Annotated in this window: 19 protein-coding genes; 3 read left to right on the top strand and 16 right to left on the bottom strand. The window is 62.3% G+C overall.

Features of this window, described 5'->3' with window-relative positions:
* Nucleotides 1-27: 27 nt before the first annotated feature.
* Nucleotides 28-1,218, bottom strand: a complete 1,191-nt coding sequence (locus H351_RS07205; protein WP_019745412.1) for an acyl-CoA dehydrogenase family protein — start codon at nucleotides 1,216-1,218, stop codon at nucleotides 28-30.
* Nucleotides 1,219-1,528: 310 nt separating this feature from the next.
* On the opposite strand from H351_RS07205, the gene H351_RS07200 reads away from it, so the two are divergent.
* The gene (locus H351_RS07200; RefSeq protein ID WP_029256325.1) at nucleotides 1,529-2,749 is read left to right on the top strand and encodes an acetyl-CoA C-acetyltransferase; all 1,221 of its coding nucleotides are present in this window, start codon (nucleotides 1,529-1,531) and stop codon (nucleotides 2,747-2,749) included.
* Between the two features lie 5 nt (nucleotides 2,750-2,754).
* On the opposite strand, the gene H351_RS07195 is transcribed toward H351_RS07200, so the two are convergent.
* The 5 genes from H351_RS07195 to H351_RS07175 all read right to left on the bottom strand — a co-directional run bounded on the left by H351_RS07195 (nucleotide 2,755) and on the right by H351_RS07175 (nucleotide 8,456).
* Complete coding sequence (locus H351_RS07195) at nucleotides 2,755-3,951, bottom strand: CaiB/BaiF CoA transferase family protein (protein WP_029256326.1); 1,197 nt, start codon at nucleotides 3,949-3,951, stop codon at nucleotides 2,755-2,757.
* Nucleotides 3,952-4,023: 72 nt separating this feature from the next.
* Nucleotides 4,024-4,764, bottom strand: coding sequence for a 3-oxoacyl-ACP reductase FabG (gene fabG, locus H351_RS07190; RefSeq protein ID WP_029256327.1), 741 nt, complete (start codon nucleotides 4,762-4,764; stop codon nucleotides 4,024-4,026).
* 42 nt (nucleotides 4,765-4,806) lie between these two features.
* Nucleotides 4,807-5,973, bottom strand: coding sequence for an acyl-CoA dehydrogenase family protein (locus H351_RS07185; protein WP_019745415.1), 1,167 nt, complete (start codon nucleotides 5,971-5,973; stop codon nucleotides 4,807-4,809).
* A gap of 120 nt (nucleotides 5,974-6,093) precedes the next feature.
* A complete protein-coding gene (locus H351_RS07180) occupies nucleotides 6,094-7,614 on the bottom strand; it encodes an acyl-CoA synthetase (protein ID WP_029256328.1) in 1,521 nt (506 codons plus the stop codon).
* A 44-nt stretch (nucleotides 7,615-7,658) separates the two neighbouring features.
* Nucleotides 7,659-8,456: an enoyl-CoA hydratase gene (locus H351_RS07175; protein WP_029256329.1), complete on the bottom strand. Its 798-nt coding sequence runs from the start codon at nucleotides 8,454-8,456 to the stop codon at nucleotides 7,659-7,661.
* A gap of 109 nt (nucleotides 8,457-8,565) precedes the next feature.
* On the opposite strand from H351_RS07175, the gene H351_RS07170 reads away from it, so the two are divergent.
* On the top strand, nucleotides 8,566-9,996 hold the full coding sequence (locus H351_RS07170) for a coniferyl aldehyde dehydrogenase (RefSeq protein ID WP_019745418.1): 1,431 nt from the start codon (nucleotides 8,566-8,568) through the stop codon (nucleotides 9,994-9,996).
* Between the two features lie 37 nt (nucleotides 9,997-10,033).
* Here the strand turns inward: H351_RS07170 and H351_RS07165 are convergent, their stop codons facing one another.
* The 10 genes from H351_RS07165 to H351_RS07120 are packed head-to-tail and all read right to left on the bottom strand — an operon-like array spanning nucleotide 10,034 to nucleotide 20,606.
* Nucleotides 10,034-11,956 (bottom strand): SEC-C domain-containing protein, encoded by a 1,923-nt coding sequence (locus tag H351_RS07165; protein ID WP_223257823.1) that lies wholly within the window; start codon nucleotides 11,954-11,956, stop codon nucleotides 10,034-10,036.
* A gap of 35 nt (nucleotides 11,957-11,991) precedes the next feature.
* A complete protein-coding gene (locus tag H351_RS07160) occupies nucleotides 11,992-13,902 on the bottom strand; it encodes an SEC-C domain-containing protein (protein WP_029256331.1) in 1,911 nt (636 codons plus the stop codon).
* An 18-nt stretch (nucleotides 13,903-13,920) separates the two neighbouring features.
* Nucleotides 13,921-14,598, bottom strand: a complete 678-nt coding sequence (locus H351_RS07155; RefSeq protein ID WP_019745421.1) for a GAP family protein — start codon at nucleotides 14,596-14,598, stop codon at nucleotides 13,921-13,923.
* A gap of 48 nt (nucleotides 14,599-14,646) precedes the next feature.
* Complete coding sequence (locus tag H351_RS07150; RefSeq protein ID WP_029256332.1) at nucleotides 14,647-16,200, bottom strand: acetolactate synthase large subunit; 1,554 nt, start codon at nucleotides 16,198-16,200, stop codon at nucleotides 14,647-14,649.
* A 5-nt stretch (nucleotides 16,201-16,205) separates the two neighbouring features.
* Nucleotides 16,206-16,946: an enoyl-CoA hydratase/isomerase family protein gene (locus H351_RS07145; protein WP_029256333.1), complete on the bottom strand. Its 741-nt coding sequence runs from the start codon at nucleotides 16,944-16,946 to the stop codon at nucleotides 16,206-16,208.
* Nucleotides 16,947-16,998: 52 nt separating this feature from the next.
* Nucleotides 16,999-18,573, bottom strand: a complete 1,575-nt coding sequence (locus tag H351_RS07140) for a polyamine aminopropyltransferase (protein ID WP_020970881.1) — start codon at nucleotides 18,571-18,573, stop codon at nucleotides 16,999-17,001.
* Nucleotides 18,573-19,076 carry a DUF350 domain-containing protein gene (locus H351_RS07135; protein WP_019745424.1) on the bottom strand — a complete coding sequence of 168 codons (504 nt, stop codon included), beginning with the start codon at nucleotides 19,074-19,076 and terminating at the stop codon, nucleotides 18,573-18,575. The genes H351_RS07140 and H351_RS07135 overlap by 1 nt, the downstream gene beginning before the upstream one ends.
* Entirely contained in the window at nucleotides 19,073-19,450 is a 378-nt protein-coding gene (locus H351_RS07130; RefSeq protein ID WP_044480673.1) for a DUF4247 domain-containing protein, read from the bottom strand. Before H351_RS07130 ends, H351_RS07135 begins: the two co-directional genes overlap by 4 nt.
* 26 nt (nucleotides 19,451-19,476) lie before the next feature.
* On the bottom strand, nucleotides 19,477-19,977 hold the full coding sequence (locus tag H351_RS07125) for a DUF2617 family protein (protein ID WP_020970882.1): 501 nt from the start codon (nucleotides 19,975-19,977) through the stop codon (nucleotides 19,477-19,479).
* Nucleotides 19,974-20,606: a DUF4178 domain-containing protein gene (locus H351_RS07120; RefSeq protein WP_019745427.1), complete on the bottom strand. Its 633-nt coding sequence runs from the start codon at nucleotides 20,604-20,606 to the stop codon at nucleotides 19,974-19,976. The genes H351_RS07125 and H351_RS07120 overlap by 4 nt, the downstream gene beginning before the upstream one ends.
* A gap of 171 nt (nucleotides 20,607-20,777) precedes the next feature.
* Between H351_RS07120 and H351_RS07115 the strand changes: the two genes are divergently transcribed.
* Nucleotides 20,778-22,091: a YhgE/Pip domain-containing protein gene (locus tag H351_RS07115; RefSeq protein ID WP_021345628.1), complete on the top strand. Its 1,314-nt coding sequence runs from the start codon at nucleotides 20,778-20,780 to the stop codon at nucleotides 22,089-22,091.
* Nucleotides 22,092-22,151 lie beyond the last annotated feature (60 nt).

Here is a 22,151-nt window from a genome sequence, read left to right as displayed (position 1 = left end):
CGCATGTTCGCGGTGCCGCTTGTCGGCTCAGTTGTAGGTGCGCAACAAGCCCTTGCTGATGATCTGCTTCTGGATGTCGCTGGTGCCTTCACCGATCAGAAGGAACGGCGCCTCACGCATCAACCGCTCGATCTCGTATTCCTTGGAGTAGCCGTATCCACCATGGATACGGAAGCTGTCCTGCGTGACCTCCGAGCAGAATTCACTCGCCAGATACTTCGCCATACCCGCGGCGACGTCGTTGCGCTCACCCGAGTCCTTGAGCCTGGCAGCGTTGACCATCATCAGATGTGCCGCTTCGACTTTGGTGCCCATTTCGGCGATCCGGAACGCGATGGCCTGATGCTCGGCGATCGGCTTGCCGAACGTCTCGCGCTGCTTGGCGTAGGTGACAGCCAGTTCGAAAGCGCGCTGGGCGATTCCGCACGCACGCGCGGCGACGTTGACCCGGCCGACCTCGACGCCGTCCATCATGTGCCGAAATCCCAAGCCGGGAGTGCCACCGAGAACCTCTTCGGCTCCGATCTCGAAGCCGTCGAAAATCATCTCCGTGGTGTCGATTCCCTTGTAGCCCATCTTCTCGAGCTTGCCCGGAATGGTCAGGCCCGGGAGCACCTCGCCGAAACCTGCGGGCTTCTCGATCAATATCGTCGTCAGATTGTTGTGCGGCTTCTCCGCGCCCTCGTCCGTCTTGACGAGGACTGCCACCAACGTCGACGAACCACCGTTGGTCAGCCACATCTTCTGGCCGGTGATCACGTAATCGCCGGACTCCGTACGCTTCGCCTTGGTCGATATGGCAGCAACATCGGAACCCAGGGCCGGTTCCGACATGGAAAATGCGCCGGTGAGTTCCCCGGACGCCAGACGTGGCAGGTACTTCGCCTTCTGTTCCGGCGTCCCGTGCGCGGAGATCATGTGAGCCACGATGAAATGCGTGTTGATGACGCCGGACACGCTCATCCATCCACGGGCCAGCTCTTCGACGCACAGCGCGTAGGTGAGCAATGATTCGCCGATACCCCCGTACTCGGGGTCGATGGTCAGTCCGAACAGACCCATGTCCTTCATCTGCTTGACGATGTCGGTCGGGTACGTATCGGAGTGTTCGAGCTCCTGCGCCGCGGGGATGACCACACGATCGACGAACTCGCGTACCGCCCCGACGATGTCGCTCTGGGTCTCGGTCAATCCCGCCGTCTGCGCCAAACGAGTCACTGTTCCACCTGTCTGTCGGTACTTCGTGCTCTCCTGTCGACGAAACTGATTCGACTCCAGGAACTTTCACCCCACCGCGACATGTGTGCGGCAGAGACGCTGCATCCATTCAATCCCCGAACGGTATATGTGTCAAAGTCGATTTCGCATACGAACCGTATGGCGGAAACTATGTCCGAACAGGTCGTTCCTACTGTTGACAACCGCGCCACGCGTGCTGGATATTCGAGTGGCCAGGTCGCTATGGGGCCCTTCGATCGGCCCGTTCACGCGACGCATTCCCCACCTCTCCTCGAGACAGGCGCATTCCATGCACGACGCAGTCATCTGTGAACCCGTTCGCACCCCGGTGGGCGGATTCGGCGGAGTCTTCAAGGACGTTCCCGTCACCACTCTCGCCAGCACTGTTGTGCGTGGCCTCGTCGAACGAACCGGCATTGCGTCCACCGATGTCGACGACGTCATCTTCGGTCAGGGTTACGCCAACGGAGAGGCCGCGGCCATCGGGCGAATCGCGGCACTCGACGCCGGTCTGGACGTGTCCGTTCCCGGAATACAACTCGATCGCCGTTGCGGTTCGGGATTGCAGGCGATCATCTACGCCGCGATGCAGGTACAGACCGGGATGAGTGATCTGGTCATCGCCGGCGGCGCCGAGAGCATGAGCGGAACCGAGTTCTACTCCACCGATATGCGTTGGGGCACAAAGCGCCCTTCGGTCGAGTTCCACGACCGATTGGCCAAACCGCGCACGAACTCCGGCGGAGTCAACTTCCCGGTCGAAGGCGGCATGATCGAGACCGCCGAGAACTTGCGCCGGGAGTACTCGATCACCCGCGACGAGCAGGACCGATACGCGGTGCGATCGCACGAACGGGCCGTTCATGCCCAGGACAGCGGGTATTTCGACGACGAGACCATTCCCGTTTCGGTGCGCGGGCGCCGTGGTGAGCAGACAGTCGTCACTCGCGACGAGCATCCACGCCGAGGGATTCAGCTGTCCGATCTTGCTGCACTGCGCCCCATTCGAGGTCGAGTCGACCCCGAAGCCACAGTCACCGCCGGAAACGCCTGCGGCCAGAACGACGCCGGAGCCGCGGCCATCGTCACCACTGCGGCCAACGCCGAACGCCTTGGCCTGCGACCGTTCGCGAAACTGGTCAGCTGGGGTGTGGCGGGTGTGGAGCCGAACCGAATGGGTATCGGACCGGTGCCTGCCGTGGCGAAAGCTCTCTCCCGTGTCGATCTGTCGCTCGACGACATCGACCTCATCGAAGTCAACGAGGCATTCGCCGCACAGGTTCTCGCGTGCGCCAAGGCCTGGGGATTGAGCGCGCAGGACATCCAGGAGCGCTTCAACGTCAACGGTTCCGGGATCTCGCTCGGACATCCTGTCGGTGCCACCGGTGGGCGGATCCTCGCCAATCTGCTGCGCGAACTCGACCGGCGCCAGGGACGGTACGGGATCGAGACCATGTGTATCGGTGGCGGACAAGGGATTGCAGCGGTGTTCGAGAACCTGCGACGCTAGAAGCGTTAACCGATCGATCCGTCGCGGCGAAGGTCCGCGATCTGGTCACCCGTACGCCCCAACTCGGCCAGTAGAGAATCCGTCTGCTGGCCGAGGGCCGGAACGTCACCCATGCGCATTTCGACGTCCGAGTACGTCATCGGAGGCAGCACGGCATCGATCGGTCCGTTTTCGGTGCCCACGGACCTCCACCTGGCACGCTTCTCCAACTGCGGATGTTCCAGTAGACCTGCCATGTCGTTGAGTGCAGCGGCCGGGACACCGGCGGCGGCAAGGCGTTGATCCAGATCTGCCGTCGAATACAGACGAGTCAGGGAACCCACCAATTCGTCTACCTCGCCGCGATTTTCGACGCGCACGATGTTGGTGGAAAAGCGCGGATGGTCGACCAGATCCTCTCGCTCGAACACGTCCACCATCAGTGCACGCCATCCACGATCGTTCTGGACGCCGATCAGGATCTCGCCGTCGGCCGTGGGATACGAATCGTAGGGAACGATCGCCGCATGGCCGAGCCCGACCCGCGGAATCTGCTTTCCTGCATACATTTTCATGTACATCGGATGCCCGAGCCACTCGACGGTGGAATCGAACATCGAGACCTCGACGAGCGCTCCCTTACCCGTTCGCTCTCTACGGAACAGGGCGCTCAGAATCGAAGTCAGCGCGTACATTCCAGCGGCGATGTCCGAGACCGGGATACCCGTCTTGGTGGCCGTCTCCGGTGTGCCTGTCACGGAGATCATTCCGGTCTCGGCTTGGACCAGCATGTCGTACGCCTTGCGCTCACGCCGTGGGCCGGCACTGCCGTATCCGGACATGTCGATCACGATGAGCTGTGGGAATTTCTCGCGCAGTTCCTCCGCGCCGAACCCCAGTCGCGCAGCTGCGTCAGGTGCCAGATTCTGTAGGAACACATCGGCTCGCGCGACAAGATCGAGAACGATTTGCCGGCCGGATTCCGACTTCACGTCGACAGCGATCGATTCCTTGGAACGGTTGAGCCACACGAAGTGTGACGCCTGACCATGAACCGCCCGGTCGTAGTGACGCGCAAAATCGCCCTCGCCGACGCGTTCTATCTTGATCACCCGCGCACCCATGTCCGCGAGATGCCTGGTGGCGAGCGGTGCCGCCACCGCCTGTTCGAGTGCAACCACGGTGATTCCGTCGAGCGGAAGATCCGAGTTCGGCTGTCCCATGTCAGTAGTCACCCCAGAAGTTTTACACCCAGAAGTTTTACACTCTGAATTCTTGCACTCGAACAGGACGGGTCAGATGTGGCGGCCGCCGGTGATCTCGAGAACCGTGCCCGTCATGTAGCTCGAGAGTTCGCTCGCGAGGAACAGTACAACCGAAGCAACCTCCGAGGGCTCGGCCGCACGCCCCATCGGGATCTCGGCAAGCTTCTCGTTCCAGATCCGTTCGGGCATTGCCTCGGTCATCGCCGTGCGGACAAGTCCGGGCTGAACGGCGTTGACGCGAACGTTCTTGAACGCGACCTCCTTTGCCGCGGCCTTCGTCAGACCGACGATGCCGGCCTTGGCGGCCGAGTAGTTGGTCTGCCCGAGCATGCCCACCTTGCCGGAGATCGACGAGATGTTCACGATTGCGCCCGTCTCACGCTCGCGCATGCGGGCTGCGGCAGCGCGTGTTCCGTTCCAGGCGCCCTTGAGGTGAACGGCGATCACGTCGTCGAAGTCCTGCTCGGTCATCTTCCGCATCGTGGCGTCGCGCGTCATGCCGGCGTTGTTGACCATGACATCGACTGGACCGAAAGCACTTTCGGCCAGATCGAGCATGGCCTCGACCTGTCCGGAATCACGCACGTCGCAGGAAGCGAAACGGGCGACCGACTCTCCACCGAGTTCGGCGACCGCAGCCGTTCCGACGGTTTCGTTGATGTCGCCGAGAACGACGGTCGCACCTTCCTTGATGAAGGTGCGCGCAATTTCGAGCCCGATGCCCTGCGCTCCGCCGGTCACTACCGCAACCTTGCCGTCCAACAATCCCATGTCCACTCCGTTCGTGAGGTTAAAGCTCGTCAGGTAAAGGTGTCAGCGCTGGTTTTGCTTTTTCGCTTGCGCCACGAGCCCACCGCCGAGAATCAGTCGCTGGATCTCGCTGGTTCCCTCGTACAGGCGCAACAGGCGAACTTCACGGTAGATGCGTTCGACCGGCACACCGCGCATGTACCCGTTGCCACCGTGGATCTGCACGGCGAGATCCGCGACCTTGCCCACCATCTCGGTGCAGAAAAGCTTTGCCGCCGAGGGGCCGAGACGTCGATCCTCACCGCTGACGTACCGCGCAGCCACCTCACGCACCATCGCACGCCCGGCCATGACACCGGCCTGCTGGTCAGCCAGCATCGCTTGAACCAGCTGGAAGTCACCGATAGCGGTGCCGCCCTGTTCCGTGACCACGGAGAACGCGACAGATTCGTCGAGCGCTCGCTGTGCTGCTCCCACCGAGAGCGCCGCGATATGGACTCGTCCGCGCGCGAGAGACGTCATCGCTGCGCGGTATCCGGTGTCCTGGTCGCCACCGACGAGGGCCGACTCGGGAACCCGGACGTTGTCGAAGGTGACCTCGGAGGTCCAGGCACCTTCCTGACCCATCTTCTTGTCCTTGGGACCAACTGTGACTCCTGGCGTGTCAGCCGGAACCAGGAAGACTGCAATTCCCGGACCATCGGAATCCGCCGGGCGAGTGCGCGCGAACACCACGAACAGCTGTGCCAGTGGAGCATTGGTGATGAACCGCTTGTTGCCGTCGATCACCCATTCGGATCCGTCCAGAACGGCCTTGGTCCGAAGGCCGGCCGGGTTTGAGCCCGCGCCGGGTTCGGTGAGAGCAAAGGAAGCCACGACGTCGCCGGAGGCGATGCGCTCTAGCCACTGAGCCTTCTGCTCGTCGGTACCGAAGCCGACCAGCACCTGCCCGGCAATTCCGTTGTTGGTACCGAACATCGAACGCAGCGCCAGGGACGTGTAGCCGAATTCCATTGCCAGTTCGACGTCTTGGGTGAGATCGAGTCCGAGCCCACCCCATTCCTGAGGAATCGCGTAGCCGAACAGCCCGATGGCTGCGGCCTTCTTGCGTATGTCCTCAGGAATGGCGTCGGTGTCGGCAATCTCCTGCTCACGCGGAACTACTTCCTTACGGATGAACTCCCGCGCAGTCGCCAAGATATCTGCGAAGTCATCTGCATCGACCTGCATTCCCACCACTCACCTTGCTGTTTCCGAAGTCCATGCCGTCCTCCGAAGTCAATACCGTGAGGCAATCGGAGTCAAAGACCTGAAAACGAACCGAAGGTAAGGCAGAACCTATAGCAGGTGTCAGACGGTGCGCAGTTCCCGCTTGAGCAGCTTTCCGCTCTGATTTCGCGGGAGTTCGGCCACGAAACGCACGTGCTTGGGGACCTTGAACGGGGCAATTCGCTCCTTGACGTGGGCAATCAACGCCTCAGGCGTCAACTCGTCGTTGCCGTCCTTGAGCACGACGATCGCGGTGACGGCCTCGATCCACTTCTCGTCGGGCGTACCGATCACGGCAACTTCTGCCACAGCCGGGTGTGTGTAGACCGCATCTTCGACCTCGCGCGACGCCACCAAGATGCCGCCGGTGTTGATGACGTCCTTGATTCGGTCGACGACCGTGATGAACCCTTCTTCGTCCCGCACGACAAGATCGCCCGAATGGAACCAGCCGTCGCGGAAGGCGTCGGCGGTGGCTTCCGGATTTTCCCAGTAGCCGTTGCACAGCTGCGGTGAGCGGTAGAGAACCTCACCGGACTCACCGTCGGCAACGTCGTTTCCGTCGGCGTCGACGACACGGGTTTCGACGAAGAACACCGCTCGCCCGCAAGAAGACGGACGATCAGCATGCTCGCCGGGCTGGAGAACTGTTGCCAGCGGACCGATTTCGGACTGGCCGAAGCAGTTGTAGAAGCCGATGTCCGGGTAACGCTCACGCAGACGATTGAGCACCGTGACCGGCATGATCGAGGCGCCGTACTGCGCCTTCTTGAGCGAAGACAGATCGCGGGTCTCGAGGTCCGGATGGTTGGCCAACGGTACCCACACGGTCGGGGCCAGGAACAGCGATCCGATCTTTTCTGCTTCGACGCGGCGCAGAATCTCCGGGATGTCCGGCGCCTGCATCAGACTGACCGTCGCACCGACGGACAGGTACGGCAGCATGAAGACGTGCATGCCCGCGGAGTGGTACATCGGCATGCAGATCAGCGGGTTGTCGTTCTTGTCGAGCCCGAGCGCGATCACCGAGGACACGTACTCGTGAACCAGCGCGCCGTGAGACATCATGGCGCCCTTGGGCTTCGAGGTGGTGCCCGAGGTGTACAGCAGTTGCGCCAGATCCGTCGACGTCGCACGCGGTTCGAAAACAGGCACCTCGCCGGCCTCGCCGATCGTGACCACCGACAGTTCCGCGTCCCGCAGTGCGATCACGTGGTCGAGATCGAGGTCGGAGCGAACCGAGTCGAGCGTCGACGCCAATGCCGGATCCACCAACACCGCGCGGGCGCCTGACTGCGCCACGAGGTACCGGAGTTCCTCCCCCTTGAGTGCGTAATTGACCGGAACATGCACCAAACCTGCTCGCGCGCAGGCAAGGAATCCGATTGCATAGGCGTCGGAGTTGGTTCCGTATGCCGCGACGCGGTCGCCGTGTTCGAGGCCCAGACCGAGCAAGTGGGCCGCGACCCGCGTCACCGCGTCGTCGAGTTCGCGGTAGGTGCGAGTGCGATCTTCGAAGACGACGGCTACGCGGTCGGGGTACTTGGCTGCCGAGCGCCGAAGCACTCCGTCGACGGTGTTGGTGCGTGGATCCAGGCTCATTCGCTCAGGTTATAGGACGTCCAACTAAACCGGAAGAGCGATCGTTACTTATTGCGCCATTCAGGCTTTCGCTTGTCCACAAAAGCTTGCATACCTTCTTGAGCGTCGCAGGTCACGGCATTGGTTGCCATCGTTTCCGCCATCGCCTCGTACGCCTGGGCTTGCGGCAGATCGATCTGGTGATAAAACGCTTGTTTACCGATCTTCACCGTCAGGGGGCTGGCCGTCGTGATCTTGCCGGCCAGTTCGCGCACCTCTCGGTCCAGGTCTTCGGGCGCGACGACGAAGTTCACCAGACCCCAGTCCGCAGCGGTGTCGGCGTCGATCGTCTGCCCGGTGAGCAACATCTGCATCGAGCGCTTGCGCCCTACTGCCCTGCTCAGGGCCACCATGGGCGTCGAGCAGAACAGTCCGATCTTGACGCCGGGAGTACCGAAGACAGCGTTCGACGCAGCAACAACCAGATCACACGACGCGGCCAGTTGGCAGCCCGCCGCGATAGCCGGGCCCTGTACTGCGGCAATCACCGGCTGCGGAATCCGCTGTACGGTCTCCATCATCTCGGTACAGCCGTCGAAGATCGCCCGCTCGTCTTCGAGGGTTCTCCCGATCATCTCCGTCAGATCGTGGCCGGCGGAGAACACCGGGCCTTCGGCGCGCACGATCACGACCCGCACGCGCTCGTCTGCAGACAATTCGAGAAGGGCAGCCGTCACCTCGCGCATGGTCTCCGCCGAGAGCGGATTGCGCCGCGCCGGCCGATCGAGCGTCAGGAATCCGAGTCCCACCGACTCCTCGACGGAAATCTTCACTGCAGTGTCTTCTACCTGTGTCTGCGACATGTGTTCTCTCTACCAATCGAATCCGTCCCGGTCAACGAGACGAAAGGGGCATCTGTTCGCGCCGCGTCGATACGGTCCGGTCAATACTTCGCCACTACGAGGAGTGCCCATGAGCACCGATGCCGCCGTCACCACCGATCTCGAAGAGATTCTGCGGGCCCAGCAGGAAGCAACTCGCGCCGCTGGTCTTCCGTCCGCGCAGACACGACGCGAGCGCATCCAACGCGTCGTCGATCTTCTGGTGGCAAACCACAAGGATCTGACCGAAGCGATCAACGAAGACTTCGGCGGCCGAATCCCGGCCTACTCGGTGATGAATGATGTTCTGGGATCCATGGTTTCACTCAAGCACGTTCGTGATTCACTCGAAGAGTGGATGATTCGCTCACCGAGAGCCACCGGGGCGATGCAGGATCAGCTGGGTGCCACGGCGTACGTGTCGTACCAGCCGAAGGGTTCGATCGGCATCATCGGAACCTGGAATGCTCCCCTTTTCACTCTCCTGAGCCCGCTCGCCTGCGCCCTCGGAGCGGGAAATCGCGCCGTTCTCAAACCGTCGGAGATCGTGCCGAACACTGCGGCGGTCCTGGCCGAGGCGGCGCGTCGAACGCTCGACCCCGTGGAGGTCGCGGTGGTGACAGGTGGACCGGAGGTCGCTGATCTGCTGACGTCGCTGCCTTTCGACCACCTCGTCTTCACCGGCAGCACAACCGTCGGAAAGCTGGTCATGGCCAATGCTGCGAAGAACCTGGTGCCGGTCACCCTCGAGCTCGGCGGCAAGTCACCGAGCGTCTTGAGCCGCAGTGCCGATATCAGCTCTGCTGCATCACGTTTGGCCATCGCGAAGTCGACCAATGCCGGCCAACTCTGCGTCTCTCCCGACCTGATCTACGTCCCGCGCGAGAACACAGAAGCGTTCATCGACGCGTTCACCGATCAGTTCACCGGACTGTTCCCCACGATCGCCGACAACAAAGACATGGTCTCGATAGTCAGCGATCGTCACCTCGCACGCATCGAGGGGTACATCGCGGACGCGGAAGAGCGTGGGGCACGAATCATCACCGTTCCCGACGAAGAACTCTCCGCAGACACTCGCCGCCGCCCACTGCGAATCGTGGTCGACCCTCCGACCGACGCGCAGATCATGAAGGAGGAGATCTTCGGACCGGCCGTCGTGATCCTGCCGTACGACCAACTCGACAGCGTCGTCGCCGACATCAATTCACGGCCGAAACCGTTGGCGCTGTATTACTTCGGAACCGACCTGGACGAGAAGGAATCCGTGCTCGAACGCACCGTCTCGGGCGGCGTCACCATCAACGACGCGATGTCACACCCGGGCCTGAGCGACGCACCCTTCGGCGGCGTCGGAGCTTCGGGTATCGGGCACTACCACGGCCGCGAGGGTTTCCTCGAGTTCAGTCACGCCCGAACGGTATTCGAAGCAGCGCAGCATGACCCGCGCGGTGAATGGGGAATGCTCCCGCCGTACGGTGAGGGTTTCGAGCAGATGATGTTGGCTCAGGTCACGCCCTGAGGCCCTCCGGCCCCGTGCGCCTTTTTGGTAGTGCACGCTACCGGAAAGGCGCACCGGCAAGGCCGCGGCTGAGGAACTCCACCAGCTGACCCGGTTCGGTATCCACCGACTCGATCAGTTGGATCAGTTCCTTCTTGTCCTCTGCTGCAAGCGGTTCGATGCCACCGAAGGTGCGCATCGTGGAGCCGGCGGGGAGAACGCGTGCACAGACGAGCGTGCCCGGCTCGAGATTGACTGAGCCCCACTCGTCCGTGACCTTCACCAGATGCCCGTTGCGGACGTCGCTGAGGGTCACCAACTGTCCCGGCTCCGTCGAGGCGACCTTGTACACCGAGCGCGGAATCGACAACCACTGATCGGCCAGTTCGCGTTCGTCGGCAGGCAACAGTTCTCCGCGCCGCTCGACAAATGCCGCGAAAATACCCGCATCGAACAAGGCAGCGTCGACGGCCAATCCGCCTTCGACGGCCAACGTCAGTGCTTCTTCGCTGTTGAACTGCTCGGCACGGATGAGCGCAAGATCGAACACGGCGTCGAAGTACTCCGGTGTGCGCGAGAACAACTGAGCCTTGACGTAGAGCCAGTTGGCCCGATCATCGAACGTCACCTCGGACTTGCCCAGATGGCAGACCTTGAACTTGCGACCGGAACCGCACCAGCACTTGTCATTTCGGCCGAGTTCGGGGTGCTCGGCCGGGGCATAGCGCTGAAGAACCTCGTGCAGAACCTCGGACTCGCCACCCTCGATCCGGCCGAGAAGTGCCAGCGCGCGGGTCACGTCGCTGCGATCGGCCGCCAGTAGTGCCAGATCGAAGATCGCGGGAGTCCAGTCGGGATCGAGATCGTGCGCCGTTTCGTACGACGCCTCAGCGACAAGGATCTTGCCGAGACGATCCGAAGCCTTGCCTGCCAGCCAATGCGCTGCCGGCTTGACACGACGCGACCCTTTCTCGGCGAGAGCAGTTGCAACAGAATGCAATACGGAATCATGATCGTCGAGTTCGGACAACAGCTCCAACGCTGCCGCAGCCGCGGGCGGCTCGGCGATGCCGGCGAAGGTCTGCGGATCCTCCTTGATCTGCTTGCGCGCCCAGTCCGAGACATCCTCGACGGCTTCGGCTTTCGCGGCCATGACCACATCGACGAAGGCAATCACCGAGGCGGCTTCTTCCGGGTGCAGGTTCTCCCGAACCTCGAGCATGCGGGCTCGGTTCGCCAGGTGGTATGCCTCGAAATCGAATCCGTCGACCGCAACGTAATCACCGTCGCGGACGTAACCTGCCGCCTCGAGCATTTCGCCCAGCGGTGCGGTGGGCTGACGGAACAGCGACGGCTCGTCGAGCATCAATTGCCAGACAATGGCATCGAGGGTGTCAGCACCGATGTCTGCGAGGACCGTCCCCAGGCTCTCGCCGAATCCGGGTGCGGGATCCAGTACCTCGGGGATGGTGCAGAGCGTCAGCTCACGGTCAGCGACGAACAGTCCGATCAAATCGCCCGCAGAACATTCGGCGAGAGTATCGGTGTCGAGGAGAAAACCCTCGTCGTGCGGGAACTCCGGATCTTCGATCCCACGATCAGCCAACAGGTCGTCGTCGATCCCGCGGTGCACGACGCTGATGCCATGAATCTCGTCGTCGTCACGATCGAGGAACACCCGCAGCATCATCAGATCAGGGTTCGCGTCGAGAACGCCGGACTTTATTTCGGCTTCGGTGAGCCGATGGGTCAGCACTCGATGCTCGAACAACGTGTCGAGTGCGGCGTACCGCTCCTCACTCAAGTAGCCGAGCAGTGGGTCCTCGACGTACTCGACGAATTCGGCCATGTCGTCGGCTGTACCGTGGCCGGCATCGGCCAACAGGGTGCCCCAGTCCGCCGCTGTCTGCGGGCCGTGCTCACGCAACAACTCCATCGCGGCTTCGGCGATCAAGTCATTGGCATCCATCGGTTCGTTCACCTATCCAACTTTAACGGGGTCGACTCGATACATCGTCACCGGTCATCGGTCGAGTGATCGGCGCCTCCACGCGACTCGCGGACCAGTTCTTCGGCGTCGAGTTCCTCGGAAGCGAGAACCTCGAGTACCCTCGCAGCCTGCGATTCCGAGGACATGACGACTACGCCCACCGCAAGCGCGCCAGTGGGGGCCGTCAGGAGCCTGGCACTGATCAGGTCGCCGGGCTTTCCTTCGACCGGGTGAACAACGGTGACGGTTTCCTCGGACACACGATCGAGCAGCACGACGCCGGTGTCGGAAGTTTCGATCACCTCGTACACCGACCTCCGGACCCCGAGCCACTGTGCGGCTGTCACTACTTCCGCCTCGGGAAGTAGTTCGCTGCGTCTGGCCAGGAAGTCGGCAAAGATCCCACCCTCGAACAGAGCCACGTCCAGTGCCGAGCCGTCGAAGATCGTGGCGGCGATCAGTTCGTCCTCGGAGAGATTCGCGTTTTCGAGATCGTCGAGCCCGGTCACGACGTCGACGAATTCGGAGGCAAACGCAAACAGGCACGCCTTCTTGTACAACCAGCGACCATCTGCCTTGACCGATTCATCGGCCTTTCCGAGGTGGCAGACCTTGTACTTGCGGCCGGAACCGCACCAACACTTGTCGTTTCGCCCGAGTTCCGGGTGATCGACTGGGACGAAGTCCTGCAGTACGGCGTAGAGATTCTCTTCACTTCCGCCGTCGATCCGCCCGAGCAGTGACAGCGCCCGGGTCGCGTCGCCGCGGTCCGACGCGAACTGAGCCAGCTCGAACAAGGCCGGACCCCAACCGGATTCGGCAAGGAGCGCTTTCTCGTAGTGCGCCTCCGCTTCGAGGACGCGCCCCAGCCGATCGACGGCCTTACCGGCGAGCCAATGAGCCGCCGCCCTGACCGACCGTGGCCCTCGCTCGGCCAGTTCGGACGCAAGCGCTTCGAGGATTGCGTCGGTCACCGGGTCCTGATTCCGAAATCCGAGATCGAACACGGTCACTGCAGCACCCGGATCTGCCAGTGAGACAAAGAAATCCGGGGCGGCGCTGACGTGACGGCGAGCCCAGTCCACGATGTCGAAGTCGGCGATGACGGCATCGGTGTATCCGCGGTCCGCCAGATCGACAAATGCAACAGCAGCGACGGCCTCGTCGTGGGTCAGGTCGTAGGTACTGGCGACCAAAGCTGTCCGAATCTGCAGGTCGTAGGCATCGAAGTCGAATCCCCGCCGAGCCAGTAGTTCACGCTCGTGCTCGTAACCTGCCGCCTCGAAGATCTCACCCAGCGGCGCAACAGGAACCGTGAAGAGAGACGGATCCTCGAGCAGGAGTTGCCAGCACACCGAATCCAGGGCCTCGACTCCGTCCTCCTCGAAGAGTTCGCCGAGCGCCGGAGCAAGATCGGGTTCGTCCTCGATCTCGACCAGACGAAACGCAAGTCTTCCGTCTTCGACTGCCAGGCCGATGAGATCACCGTCGGCGCACTCGCCGAGGGTTCCGGCTGGAAGAACCACAACTCGTCGACTCCGGAAGGGAGCAGCTCCACGTTCCACGGCCGCTTCTTCCGCCAGGGCCACCCGGATCGCCCCGTCCTCGCCGTCGCCGAATGCCAAGATCGGTTCCAGATCGGGGCTCGCGTCGAGGATGTCGGACGCAATCTCGAGCTCGCTTAGCCGGTGAGTGAACACGAGCCCTTCGAGGACCGTGTCGAGGGCGACGTACTTTCCGTTGGGCAGGTACCCGAGCATCGGTTCGGACAGATACTCGAGCACGTCGGCCAACTCGGTCGCAGCTCCGTACTCCTCGAGATGGGTCGCCCACTCTTCGAGACTCAGCGGGCCTTGCTCGCGCAGAACAGCCAAAGCAGCGGAGGCAATGGAACCAGCAGCGTCGGAACCAGCGGTTTCGTCGTCGAAATCAGTCACCCGCCAATGGTAGGCGACTTATTGCAGTCCACTGAGCCCCTCGCCCAGCACGGTCGCACCGAGGATTGCCAGGATGACCGTCATCATCACTGCGTTGTTCGCGGTCATCCATGACTTCGCTGATGCGAGGATCTCGTCGGCTCGCTTGCCGGAGAACACCTTGACCAGGATCGGCGACGCGATGCCGACGCTCGCGATGACCGTGAAGATCACCGCGGCAACAATCTGTTGGGCAACAACATTCGTGGCGACCGCGATAGTGGCCGCACCGGATACCGCCAGCGCTGCATTTTTGGGATTGACCGCCGCGGACAAGAACGCCAACCCGAACGCCTTCCGCGGAGTCAAGCCGTCGATGCTCTTCATCCACTTCGGAACTGTCGGATCACTTCCGTCCCTCGGACGCGCTCGCCACTGCTTGTACGCCAATCCGAACAGAACGAGCCCCAACACGATTCGTACGACGCTCGACCACACCGAAGTCTGCGACGACTCCGACTCCGCAAACGAATAGTCCGCGATCACGATCGTCACCGCAACGACTGCCGAGATTCCGAGGACCCACCCGAGTAGAAAAGATGCCGCCCCTCGATGTGCTCCAGCGGTGATCATGACGAGCACGATCACCGCCATGGGCATCGAGACGAAAAGCAGGCCGAGGGCAATCGGAAGAGACAGACCGATCGCAGCTAGCACCAAAACCTCCAGTTGAATGCAAAATCGACGATCGATTCGAGGTCGAAATCACGACGGCGGAGGCAGCATGACCTCGATGAGATGCGGGCCGGGTTCCGCCAGCGCTGCGGCAAACTGTTCGGCCAACTCCTCCGCTGTGTTCGCCCGCGACGCGGGCACTCCCAACCCCTCGGAGATCTTGACGTAGTCCATGTTCGGAGACGACAGATCCAACATCGACTGTGCGACGACGCCGCCACCTTCTGCGCCGACTCGTTGCAGTTCGCCACGCAGGATGGCGTATGCGCGATTGTTGAGCAGAATCGTCGTGACGTTCAACTGTTCTCGCGCCTGCGTCCACAACGCCGTGATGGTGTACATCGCGCTTCCGTCGGCTTCGAGATTGATCACCGGCCGCTCCGGCGCTGCCACAGCGGCGCCCGTCGCCACCGGGATGCCCTGGCCGATGGCACCTCCGGTGAGCGTGAGCACGTCGTGGCGCGGCGCTCCGGCAAGGGCAATCGGGATCGCCCAACCGGAAGTGGCCACCTCGTCGGAGATGATGGAGTCGTCTGGCAGCAGGGCCCCGATCACGTCGGCCCAATTTCGCACGTCGAGAGGCCCGCTCGGCAGCGACGGCCGATTTGCCTCCTGCAGAACGGGTTCCACTCCGGGTGCCACGAGTTCCGCCACTGCTTCCAACGCGCCGACAACATCGTCGCTGACATTCGCCAGCGTTGTCACCGCGGCGCCGTCCGGGACCAGATCGCTCGGTTTTCCGGGATACGCAAAGAACGAGACCGGCGAAACCGCGCCGGCCAGGACGAGCTGAGTTGTTCCGCGAAGTTGTTCGGTGGCGTGCTCGGCGAAGTATCCCAAGCGCTCGAATGACGGTAGTCCCGCACCGCGTTGAAGCCTGGCCGGAAAGGTCTCGACCAGAATCTGTGCACCGGTCGCGACTGCAATTCGGGAAGCGGCGCGCAGTCCGGCTTCGGAACACGCTACGCCGCCCAGCAGTAGCGTGGCGCGCCCCTCGGCATTGAGCGCGCCTACCACCGAGTCGATCTGTGCTGCAGTTACTTCCGCCCGCCCCGGTATGTCTCGAGGACCCGCAAGAACTCCACCTTCGCTCCACGAGACGTCGGCGGGGAGGACAAGTGTGGCAATGCGTCCGGGCGGATCCATGGAGGCGGCAACGGCGTCGGCCGCATCGCTACCGACGGTCGCGGTGGAGTCGGAGCGTCGACTCCATCCCTCCAGCCACTCGGTCAGCGCGTCGATATTCGATTCGAGTGGAGCGTCGAAACCGTGGTGGTAGGTCGCGTGGTCCCCGACGATGTTCACGATGGGGGTGTGGGCGCGGCGCGCGTTGTGAAGGTTCGCCAGTCCGTTCGCCATTCCGGGGCCGAGATGAAGCAGCGTCGCGGCAGGCTTTCCGGCGATACGCGCGTACCCGTCCGCGGCACCGGTGACGGCGCCCTCGAACAAGCCGAGTACCGCACGCATCTGGGGAACGGAATCGAGTGCGGCAACAAAATGCATCTCGGACGTTCCGGGATTGCCGAAGCACACCTCGACACCCGAGTCGACCAAGCTCTGGATAAGCGATTGTGCACCATTCATTTCGGTCACCTCTTCTTCATGAAAGCTGCGAAGGCTTCTTGCGCTTCGTCGGATCGCCGCCGTCTCGCGAAATGATCCGACTCCACGTCGATGGTTTCCAGCAGGGCATCGAGATGTGGGCGGCGGAGGAGCATCTTCGTCAGCGTCACCGATTCAGCCGGGGAGTCTGCAATGCGCACCGCGCGCTCCAATGCCACGTCGAGCGCGGTCTCGGTCTCCACAACGCGATTGATCAGGCCGGCTTCGGCAGCTTCCTCCGCCCCGAACATTTCTCCGAGCATCAGTAGTTCCGTTGCCCGCTTGAGCCCCGCGATCTGCGGCAACAGGTAACTCGATCCGCCCTCGGGCGAGAGCCCGAGCGGAACGAACGGCAATCGGAATCGTGTACCTCGCCCCGCGAATGCCAAGTCGCAGTGCAACAACATCGTGGTGCCGATTCCGACTGCAAACCCCTCGACCGCTGCGACAATCGGTTTGCGTGCGGTGACGAGTGCGATCAGCAGGTCTTTGGCCTCGCCGCCGTCTCTCCCGGCAGTGTCCTGGAAACTTCCGATGTCGTTGCCGCTGGTGAAGACACCACCGGCGCCCGTCAGCACCGAAACCCGCACTGCGTCATCGTCGTCAGACTCCCGGATCGCGTTCGTCAGTTCGCGGTAAGTCTTGGGGTCGAGCGCGTTGCGCCTCTCCTGGCGATCCATCGTGAGCAACCGGACTCCCGGTGCGTGCTCCTCGATCCGAACAGTCATCCGTACCTCCGTCGTGGCCGAGAGTCTCGATTCAAGCTACTCGGTCGGGAGTTCAGCGTTCATAGCCCTTGCGCATATCGTCGACGATGCGCGGCCGGTCGAGTGTTGACGGCTCCAACTCCCGCCTCGGGCGATCGCGAGGAAACACCGAGGCCGACGCCAGGGTGGGCTCGTCGAGGAACCGCAGGTTCGGCACATCAGCGGGCAAACGAAGCTCGGGCGGCGTGGAACCTCTTTGCGCGAGCACGTATCCCCAGTCACCGAAGCTCGGCACGAAAACGTGATAGGGCGAGACGCTCAGTCCGACAGCCGATACCGTCGACACCGTTCTCCAGTACGCATCGGGTGTCGAGTACGGACTGCCGGACTGGACGACCATCAGCCCGCCCGGATTCATCGCGGCAGCGGCAAGTCCGTAGAACTCCATCGAATACAAGCGGCCAAGTGCGGGGGTGTCCGGATCCGGGAGGTCGACGATGACCGCATCGAAGCCTGGATCCGGACGCTCGCGCAACCACCGAAACGCGTCGTCGAGTACGACGTCCACCCGTGGATCCTCGAGTGCTCCCGCGTTCAGATCACGAAGACGCGTGTTGGCCAACTCGATGACTGCCGGGTCGAGTTCCACCTGAACGATCTGCTCGACGCTGTTCATTCGCAGCACTTCCCGTGCAGCGAGGCCGTCACCGCCGCCCAGAATCAGCACGCGCCGCGGGTCGTTGACCAGGGCCGGATACACCAGCGACTCGGTATACCGATGCTCGTCGACACTGGAGAACTGCAGGTCTCCGTCGAGGAACAGTCGCACGTCGTTTCCCCGCTCGGTGACGACGATTTCCTGGTACACCGATCGCTCGGCGGCCACCACGGGATCGGTGTAGAGCCGCTGCCTCGACGTGGTCTCGATGTCCGAGGCCGCGATCAGCAGCCACCCGATCAAGCTCGCCGCCAACAGCATTGCGACGACGGCGATCAATCGTGCACGCAGGCTGAGCTGCCACCGAAGAAGTATCAGCGCGACAACTGCCGCAGCCACGAGATTGATCATGCCGGTGAGTGCGGCACCGCGAATCATGCCCGCCCACGGCAACAATACGAACGGCCACAGGAGGCCGCCGATCAGCGCGCCGAGATAGTCGGCTGCATTGAGGTTGGCCAATACCTTTCCGGTGCTCTGTGCGTCGTTGTCGCTGCGACCGGACTGCAACAGCGTCATCAGCAGAGGCACTTCGGCACCCACGAGGATACCGATCAGCGCGGTCGCAGCCACCAGAACTGCTGCGCTGGAACCGAAGAACGTGAAGGTCACGTACAGCGTGACGGCACTGAATCCGCCGATCAGCCCGAGCAGGATTTCGACGGTCACAAACGAGATGGCCGCATGCCCCAACAGCGGTTTGGCGGCCAGCGCTCCGATACCCAGCGCCGCAACAAATCCCGCGACGATCAACGACGTCTGGGTGATGCCGCCGCCGGTCAGACTCACGCTGAGCGTCAACAGGGCCAGCTCGTAGATCAGGCCGCACGCCGCGCACGCGGCAACAGCCGCAAGGAGAAGCACGCGTGCGCGTGAGCCGAGCATCGTCGAACGCTCGGCAACTTTCACATCGCGATCAGCGGCAACCATCAGGTGAGCGCTGCGGCGTTCACCAAACCGATGGACAACAAGCTCACACCCACCGCCCACGCGGCGCCGCACATCTTCGGATCCTGCACCAGTGCAACCAACTTGCCGGGAAGGAATGCGTTCATCAAACGCAGCGCGATCGCTTGCAACACGATCGCGAACAGTCCGTACACCGCGGAGTCGGCGAGTCCCTGGGCAAAGCCGTCCGAACTGGTCAGGATTGCCGTCACCACGATGATCGCCAGCGCAAGATGGTTGGAAGCCAACAGAATCGCAGCGTTCGGGTTCTTGTCGACGTAAACCTGGTGGCGGAGATTTCCGGGTGTCATGAGGTCGAGGACCAGGAATCCCGTCGCCAGAACCGCTACGCCGACGACGAAGTAGGCGAGGGTGCCGAGAACGCCCCCGACGAGCAATGCCGGATCCACCGTTCCGATCTCGACGGAAGTGGATGCAAAGATGTTCGTCACGCCGTTCTCCTTCTCATTGAGCACTACCGTCATTTGGCACTACCCGAGCCGCCGCTGCCACTGCTTCCACCCGCCGGGGATCCCGGGTTGAAGCCCGGTCCCAGGTACGCGTATCCGCCGCTGCGATACGTGCCGTCGATGTCCTCTACCTTGATGGTGCTGCCACCGCCCGAAGCCGAACTGACAGTGACGATGTCATCGTCGTAGCGCAGGTATTCGTTGCCGCCGTCAGCACTTCGCGCCGCTGGTTCGTCCGCGTCGACAATCCGTGAGACGGTCGTGCCCACTGGATCTTTCGACGAGTACAACACGACGTCGCCATCCTGGGACGTCTTGGAATAGTTGTCCGCGATGAAGTCTTTGGCTCCACCACCGCACGCCGACAACATAATTGCGGCTGCCACCATCACCGGAGCAAACCACGTCCGCCCCCTCACGGGCGCCACCTACTGCGCGTCTTCACGATCACTCCTGTCCCCTCCCCCGGGTACAAATGCCAACTCTGCCAACTCCACCCCTGGCGGTCTCGCACGCCACACAACGCGGTCAACGCTGTGTCGTCGCCGGGAAAGGATCCGCAGATCCAACCGTCCTGGCCGGCGGATTCTCTCAACGATGCAGCTTCCGAATCGAATTCGACTCGGTCCAGGATCAGCGACGAAGACTCGAACCGGTAGTTTTCCGTGGACTCCACTGCCGGCAAGGGTTCACCGCCGGCGGCAAGAGCATCGCACGAAACCTGCTCGGTCAGTTCCTTTCCCGACGCCCGGGCCGTCACCACGTGAGATGCCCCGAGCACTCCGAGTGTCAACGTCGCATCGGAGGTTTCGATCACCAACTCGGCGAGGGTCGGCGGCGAGGGAGCTCCCAGCACCAACCCCAGTGCCGAGGCATTCACGTCGGTCGGTTCCACATCGAGTCGATACAGACTCATTCCGGTGGGCCCGAGTGGATGACGGTGAGTTCGCTGCGGGTGACCGCACGTCCCGTGGAAACCTCCCACGACTGTCCGCGCGCCCACTTCTCGAATGCGATCAGCCCGGTCTTGTCGGCGGTCGCGTAGTCCGCGTATTCCATCGAGCCGGAGGGGGCCGTACCCGTCGTACCCTCGGCCGTGAACTTCGCCGTTCCACTTTCGATCTTGCGGTGAACCTTGTCGTCGAGAATGACGTCGCCGTTCGGGACCAGGTTGGTTCCTTCTCGACGCATCCAGAGAGTCATCTCGAGTTCGCCCTCGTCGTCCTCCACTGTCAGCCAACGACGACCGGTCGACCCGTCGAGAAGGTGCTCACGCCAGATGTATCCCTCTTCGTCGAGCGTGATGGTCCCTCGAACAACGTGGTCGATACCCGCGTACGTGATGATGTCGCCGACCCCGATCTTGTGGGGGTCGTACACCTCGGGATAGTCGGCGAGCGGGTCCACGCGAGCATTCGGCTTGCCCTGGCGTCCACGCAGGACCACAAACGCGACGGCAGCGATCACTACGAGTATCAGGACAACTATCAGCACGTTGGTCAACGGTTTCTCCGAAATCGTCTCGGCAGGGTTGCCGCGGGCCATACCCTACCGATCCGTTCTCAGCCTTTTCGGATGAGACTGCCGGCAAGCTGACCGACCGCCGGCCGGGCAGGTCTCCAGCGCCGTGGGCAGATCGAAAGACTGCCCCGGCGCACCTTTGCGTTTACGCTCAGCCCGAGGAACTCCGCGCGAAAGAAAGCCGGTCGACTGACGATGAGCAAGAACACGGAGCCGTCTGCCCGCACCGTCATGCACACACCACGATTCTGGTTGACGCCGTTGATAGTGGTCACCCTCTTGATGTCGGCGCTGGCAGCGCTGTACATGGGCGGAATACTCGACCCCAAGAAACACCTGGACCAGTTCCCGATCGCCCTGGTCAACCAGGACGAAGGCGACACCCTCCCCGGCGGCGACCCCGCCGACCGGAAGAATTTCGGAAACGACATCGTCGCCGGCCTCGAAAACGGAATCGACCACCAGAAGATCGACCTGCAGCAGATCGGTATCGCCGAAGCCCAATCTCGGTTGAACTCCGGCACGCTGTACGGCGCGATCGTGATTCCCAGTGATTTCACGAAGAGGACGATCATCCTGGCGGAGGCCAGCGTCGTCGCCGGTGACGTAGAGCAACCGATCATCACGATCTACACCAATCCACGTGCAGGTTCCGTATCCGCATCTCTGGTCCAGTCGATCGGAACTACAGCCCTCGCCTCGGTCAACAAGAATATGGGCGAGCAACTCACCACCCTGGTCACCCAGCAGTTGGAAGCGGGAGGCACCGGAACCCAGATCTCAGGAGCGAGCCGCCTGCTGCTCGAAAATCCGGTGAACGTACTCACGGTGGCCCACGATCCGCTTCCCGACGGCACCGGATTCGGTTTGGTTGCATTCTATTTCGCGCTGCTGTTGGTCCTTGCGGGATTCACCGGAGCGACCGTGGTCAATTCCTTGGTGGACGGCATGCTCGGATATGCGCCTACCGAATTCGGTCCGCTCTTCGTTCAGAACGACGTTGTGGGTATCAACAGGTTTCGGACGCTGCTCGTCAAATGGGCGTTCATGATTGTGTTGTCCGGCATAGTCTCCGCGTTGTTCCAGTGGATCAGTCGCGCCCTTGGAATGCCGGTCACTCACGGGCTTGCATTGTGGGAGTACGGCGCGCTGGTCATCACTGCAGTCGGCATCACGGCGATGTCGGTGATGGCCGCATTCGGCTCGTTGGGCATGTTGATCAACCTGTTCGTGTTCGTCATTCTCGCGCTGCCCTCTTCCGGTGGCACCATCCCCCTCGAAGCCAGCCCCAGGTTGTATGCCTGGCTGGCGCAATTCGAGCCGATGCACCAGATCTACATGGGTACGCGATCGATCCTGTTCTTCGGCGCACGCGGTGAGGCAGGGCTGCTGCATGCCGTCTGGATGACGTTGGTGGGTCTACTGATCGGCGTCGTACTCGGCATCGTGACCACCCGTTTCTACGACCGCAAGGGCTACGAACGCACCCATCGCCCCAAGGTGGCGTGAGATGGTACCCAGCCGGGATTTGATCGAAACCTGTTGGGCCGATTCAATGTGATTGTGCGT

Source organism: Rhodococcus erythropolis R138 (assembly GCF_000696675.2).
Taxonomy (GTDB): domain Bacteria; phylum Actinomycetota; class Actinomycetes; order Mycobacteriales; family Mycobacteriaceae; genus Rhodococcus_F; species Rhodococcus_F erythropolis.
Note: the sequence above shows the minus strand (reverse complement) of the source record. Positions and strands in the feature narration are given on the sequence as shown.

Excerpts from the sequence above, each read along its gene's own strand:
- H351_RS07150 (WP_029256332.1), bottom strand. The coding sequence starts at position 16,200 with ATGAATGGTGCACAATCGCTTATCCAGAGCTTGGTCGACTCGGGTGTC.
- H351_RS07185 (WP_019745415.1), bottom strand. The coding sequence starts at position 5,973 with ATGCAGGTCGATGCAGATGACTTCGCAGATATCTTGGCGACTGCGCGG.
- H351_RS07200 (WP_029256325.1), top strand. The coding sequence starts at position 1,529 with ATGCACGACGCAGTCATCTGTGAACCCGTTCGCACCCCGGTGGGCGGA.
- H351_RS07130 (WP_044480673.1), bottom strand. The coding sequence starts at position 19,450 with ATGGTGGCAGCCGCAATTATGTTGTCGGCGTGCGGTGGTGGAGCCAAA.
- H351_RS07175 (WP_029256329.1), bottom strand. The coding sequence starts at position 8,456 with ATGTCGCAGACACAGGTAGAAGACACTGCAGTGAAGATTTCCGTCGAG.
- H351_RS07195 (WP_029256326.1), bottom strand. The coding sequence starts at position 3,951 with ATGGGACAGCCGAACTCGGATCTTCCGCTCGACGGAATCACCGTGGTT.
- fabG (WP_029256327.1), bottom strand. The coding sequence starts at position 4,764 with ATGGGATTGTTGGACGGCAAGGTTGCGGTAGTGACCGGCGGAGCGCAG.
- H351_RS07180 (WP_029256328.1), bottom strand. The coding sequence starts at position 7,614 with ATGAGCCTGGATCCACGCACCAACACCGTCGACGGAGTGCTTCGGCGC.
- H351_RS07120 (WP_019745427.1), bottom strand. The coding sequence starts at position 20,606 with ATGGCCCGCGGCAACCCTGCCGAGACGATTTCGGAGAAACCGTTGACC.
- H351_RS07140 (WP_020970881.1), bottom strand. The coding sequence starts at position 18,573 with ATGGTTGCCGCTGATCGCGATGTGAAAGTTGCCGAGCGTTCGACGATG.
- H351_RS07125 (WP_020970882.1), bottom strand. The coding sequence starts at position 19,977 with ATGAGTCTGTATCGACTCGATGTGGAACCGACCGACGTGAATGCCTCG.
- H351_RS07135 (WP_019745424.1), bottom strand. The coding sequence starts at position 19,076 with ATGACGGTAGTGCTCAATGAGAAGGAGAACGGCGTGACGAACATCTTT.
- H351_RS07145 (WP_029256333.1), bottom strand. The coding sequence starts at position 16,946 with ATGACTGTTCGGATCGAGGAGCACGCACCGGGAGTCCGGTTGCTCACG.
- H351_RS07115 (WP_021345628.1), top strand. The coding sequence starts at position 20,778 with ATGAGCAAGAACACGGAGCCGTCTGCCCGCACCGTCATGCACACACCA.
- H351_RS07170 (WP_019745418.1), top strand. The coding sequence starts at position 8,566 with ATGAGCACCGATGCCGCCGTCACCACCGATCTCGAAGAGATTCTGCGG.